We start from the raw sequence: 4,302 nt of genomic DNA, 5'->3' as shown, positions 1-4,302 counted from the left end.
ACGCCCGCCGGCCGGGCGAAGAAGATCGAAACACTCGTGGCCATGCTGGCGAGAGGCGAGACCGTCGTACCTCAGAAATTGGAAAAGAAGCCTGCTGCGAAACGGAAGGCGGTGAAGAAGGGGCGCTGATTTACATCGATGCTGTCGTGCGATTGGCCGCACAGGACTAGAGCCGGCCGTAAGGTTCAACTCTTTGGCTGGGGCGCGTAGACTGGCCGGCGACGCGCACAGCAGGAGTCGGCATGCTCAAGAACAGGGTTCTCGCCAAGGCGGCAATTAACAAGTGCTGCCTCGTGCCCCGCGCGATGCTCATTCTCGTGGCATTTCTAACCGCCGCCGGTAGCGGAGCCAGCGACTCATCCGGCCTGACGGGAAATTATAAGTTCGTGCCGGCGCAGAGTGGCGATGTGGCGCAGGCGATCGATAAGGCGGTGGAGGGGATGAACTTCATCAAGCGGCCGATCGCGCGAGGGCGGTTGAGTAAGACCAACACGCCGTATCAACACATTCGCATCGAGATAGGGGCGAGTGAAGTTGAGATTGCCTACGATACGAACAAGCCGATTCGAGTGCCGCTGGACGGGCAGTCGATCAAGTGGACGCGAGACGATGGCGAGGTCTTTGACGTGTCGGCGACGTTCGATGGTAGCAAGCTGTTACAAACGTATAAGGCCACCGACGGTACGCGAGTGAATTCGTTCTCCAAGGACTCCACGGGCTCGTTGCGGCTGGAAGTGGAAGTTTCGAGTCCACAGCTGTCGCAGCCGGTGAAGTACGCGCTGGTGTATGTGCTGGCGTCTTAAGGCGCGCTCCAGCCCAATCCCAAACTTTTCTGAACCGCTACATAACTGCTGGTCAACGCCGCCCGGCCTTGAACCAAACCCGCGGCGGCGGAAATGCGCTGGCGTTCGATATCCAATTGATCGATGAGCGATGACGTGCCGGCGCGATAGCGTTGTTCGCTGAAGGCGGCGGCGCGAGTGGCGGCGGCTTCGGCGCGCGCGAGGTTGCCGAGTTGACGGCGTTGATAGCCGAAGCGGGATAATGAAGTCTCGGCGTCGTTCAACGCAGTGAGCACAGCGCGTCGATATTGAGCTTCGGCTTCGTCACGTTGGGCCTCGGATTGGCGAACGGCGGCGCCGCTCTTGCCGAAGTCGAGCACGCTCCACTGCAACGTGGGCGCGGCGAGCAAGATGAGTTCGTCCAAGTCGAACATGTCGCTGGGAGCACTGCCGCCGGTGCCGATCAAGCCCATGAACTTGATGGTTGGAAAGCGCCGTGCGACGTTGACGCCGATGGCGGCGTTGCTCGCGGCAAGATTGCGTTCGGCGCTGCGAATGTCGGGCCGGTGTCTCAATAGTTCGGCAGGATCGCCGACGGGAACCTCAGCAGGCGGCAAAGGAATGGCTGCAGCCGTCGCCAGCTGTGCGTCCAAAGCACCAGGCTCACGTCCAGTCAGCATGGCCAATTGATTCAAGTACTGCTCAGTTTGTGCTTGCAGAGGCAGCAGTTGGGCCTGCGTGTTCTCGTACTGGGTCTCGATGCGATCGACGTCCAATGCCGATGACGCGCCGGCGGTGAACCGCTGCCGAGCCAAGCTCAGCATCTTTTCTTGAAGCCGCGCCGATTCGGCGAACAACCGCGCCCGCTCCTGCACGTCGCGAAGGTTGATGTATGTCTGCGCCACGTCAGCGGCGAGACTGACTTGCACATCCGACAGCTCGGCAATGCGAGCTTCAGCAGTTGCCGTCGCTTGCTCGCGCGCGCGACGACGCCCGCCGAACAGATCCAGCTCCCAGCTGGCATTCAAGCCCAAGTTGTACAGATCGAGGGCGGTGGTGTCATTGGAGGAACTGCTTTCCGATTCCTCCGAGCCGCCGCCCAAATCGAATCCAGGCAACTCCGCATGGACATACGACATGCTCACGCTGGCCGTCGGAAACTGCTCCGCGCGACGCAATCCCAATGCCGCGCGCGACTGCTCGACGCGAGCAATGGCAATGTCGATAGATGGGCTCTTGGCGAGCGCATCGTCGACGAGCGCAGTCAGATTCGAATCGCCGAGTGCCTCCCACCAGCGCGCCGGCGCAAGTGACGGCTGCAGCGAAGCATCGACAGCCCGCACGAACTTGCCACCGTCGCGGGTATTCGGCACAACGTCGGGAGGGCCTTGATAAACCGGCCCGACAGTGCAAGCGCTGAGCGAACAAACAACAGCAAGCCACAAAGTGCGCGAGTACATATCAATGTGCCATCGATGGGGCAGCGTTCTTGGGTAACGGCCGAAGGAAAAAAACCAACGGCAGCACCAGCAGTGTGCCGATGCCCATGATCCAGAAGATGTCGTTGTAGGTCATGACCAGCGCCTGCTGCTGAATGTCTTGCATCAGCCCGCCGAGCGCGGCGCTAAGACCGCCGAACTGATGTTCCGCGCCGGCCAAGTAGTCCTGCACGTCGACTGAATTCGCCGGTAGGAATTCTTGAAGACGATGCGCGTGAAGTGCCACGCGTTGATCTTGAATGGTGGCAATGCCGGCGAGCGCCAACGAGCCGCCGAGATTGCGGGCGCAGCTGAACAAGCCTGCGGCATCGGCGGCTTCATCGCGACTCACCGATTGAATGGCAGCTTGGCTCAGAAACACGAAACTCAGAATCGTGCCTACCCCGCGCATCAGCTGCGAATCGACGAACGCCGCGCCGGCCGAATCCGCGGTCAGTGAGATTTCAGCGAACGAGCTGATCGACATGATGGCCAAGCCCAGCGACACCGACAGTCGGATGTCGAGGCGTTTCAGCAGCAGCGGCACCAGCGGCATCATCAGCAGACTCGGCACACCGCTGAGCAAGACGATCTTGCCCGACTGCAACGCGTTGTAGCCGGCAACGGTCGCGAGGAATTGCGGGATCGCATAGGCGGTGCCATACAACACCATGCCCAGCACCAGGCCCATGACGGCGACTGAACCGAACTGCCGATCGAGCAGCAGTCGTAGTTTGATCACCGGCCGCTTGGCAAACAGCTGCCCGGCGAACATCAGCGCGAAGCCGAAGGCCGCCAGAATCGCCATGTTCACGATCAGTTGCGAGTCGAACCATTGTTCGGCTTGGCCGTCCTCGAGCATCACAGTGAGTCCGCCAAGGCCGGCCGTCAGGCCGAGAATGCCCAGCCAGTCGGCTTCGCGCAGCCATTGCAGATTCACCGGCCGATGCGGCAGGCCGAGCAGCAACAACATCACCAATGCGATACCTACCGGCACGTTGAGAAAGAACGCGTAGTGCCAACTCATGTTTTCGGTGAGCCAACCGCCGATCAGCGGACCGAGCACCGGTCCGAGAATCGCCGTGACACCGAACATGGCCATGCCAATCGGTTGCTGTGAGCGAGGCAGGCGAGTGGCGATGATGGTTTGCGCCGTCGGGATCATGGCGCCAGCAGTGAAGCCCTGGCCGACGCGACCGACCACCATCATGGCCAACGACGTCGACAGGCCGCACATGATGGAAAAGCCGGTGAACAAGATCGTCGAGGTCAGTAGAAACGTTCGCAGGCCGAGCAGCCGCTCAAACCACGCGGCCAGCGGCAAGATCACCACTTCGGCGACCAGATACGCCGTCGCGATCCAGGTGCCTTCGGTGCCGCTCGCGCCGATCTCACCTTGAATGGTCGGCAGCGAGGAGTTGACGATGGAAATATCCAAGGTCGCCATGAAGGCGCCGATGGTGCCGGCCGCGACCGCGAGCCAAGCGGTTGCGTCGGCGCGTTCCGGCTCGCTCTCGGTCACACTGCCAGTTGTAGTTGCTGCGCTGGTCATGAGACTACGGCGCCTTGCTGACCAACTGCTCCTGCTCTCGTTTCACTCGATGCAACTCGTCCTTCGCGCCTCGAGTATCGACGGTGACGGTGACCGATAGGCCGGGCACCAGCAGCTTGCGTGCTTCCGGCCCAGCTTCGAGCGTGATTCGCACCGGTATTCGCTGCACGATCTTGGTGAAGTTGCCGGTGGCGTTCTTCGACGGCAGCAATGAAAACTCGGCGCCGGTGCCGGGCGCGAAACTGGCGACCTCACCATGCAATTCGACGCCTGCGAGGGTGTCGACCGCGATGCTGACGGGCTGGCCCACCCGCATCAGGCCGATCTGGGTCTCTTTGAAATTGGCTTCGACGTACAACTGATCGAGCGGCACGACGGACATCAAGCGCGTGCCAGGCTGCACGAACTGCCCGACCGTCACGGTCTTATTACCGATACGGCCAGCGACCGCGGCATTGAGAGTCGTGGATTGCAAATCGACTTCGGCCGC

At 61.3% G+C, this 4,302-nt stretch carries 4 protein-coding genes; 1 reads left to right on the top strand and 3 read right to left on the bottom strand.

Annotation, left to right across the window (positions count from 1 at the left end):
• Positions 1 to 305: 305 nt before the first annotated feature.
• Positions 306 to 803, top strand: a complete 498-nt coding sequence (locus JNL55_RS26260; protein ID WP_293861432.1) for a hypothetical protein — start codon at positions 306 to 308, stop codon at positions 801 to 803.
• On the opposite strand, the gene JNL55_RS26255 is transcribed toward JNL55_RS26260, so the two are convergent.
• The 3 genes from JNL55_RS26255 to JNL55_RS26245 form a co-directional block, all read right to left on the bottom strand.
• Entirely contained in the window at positions 800 to 2,242 is a 1,443-nt protein-coding gene (locus tag JNL55_RS26255; RefSeq protein ID WP_293861429.1) for an efflux transporter outer membrane subunit, read from the bottom strand. The genes JNL55_RS26260 and JNL55_RS26255 overlap by 4 nt on opposite strands.
• 1 nt (position 2,243) lies before the next feature.
• The gene (locus JNL55_RS26250; RefSeq protein ID WP_293861427.1) at positions 2,244 to 3,812 is read right to left on the bottom strand and encodes an MDR family MFS transporter; all 1,569 of its coding nucleotides are present in this window, start codon (positions 3,810 to 3,812) and stop codon (positions 2,244 to 2,246) included.
• A gap of 4 nt (positions 3,813 to 3,816) precedes the next feature.
• Positions 3,817 to 4,302: HlyD family secretion protein (locus JNL55_RS26245; RefSeq protein ID WP_293861424.1), on the bottom strand; the 486-nt coding region annotated here is incomplete at its 5' end.

It is taken from the genome of Steroidobacter sp., from assembly GCF_016790065.1.
Classification (GTDB): domain Bacteria; phylum Pseudomonadota; class Gammaproteobacteria; order Steroidobacterales; family Steroidobacteraceae; genus Steroidobacter.
Note: the sequence above shows the minus strand (reverse complement) of the source record. Positions and strands in the feature narration are given on the sequence as shown.

Excerpts from the sequence above, each read along its gene's own strand:
- JNL55_RS26250 (WP_293861427.1), bottom strand. The coding sequence starts at position 3,812 with ATGACCAGCGCAGCAACTACAACTGGCAGTGTGACCGAGAGCGAGCCG.
- JNL55_RS26260 (WP_293861432.1), top strand. The coding sequence starts at position 306 with ATGCTCATTCTCGTGGCATTTCTAACCGCCGCCGGTAGCGGAGCCAGC.
- JNL55_RS26255 (WP_293861429.1), bottom strand. The coding sequence starts at position 2,242 with ATGTACTCGCGCACTTTGTGGCTTGCTGTTGTTTGTTCGCTCAGCGCT.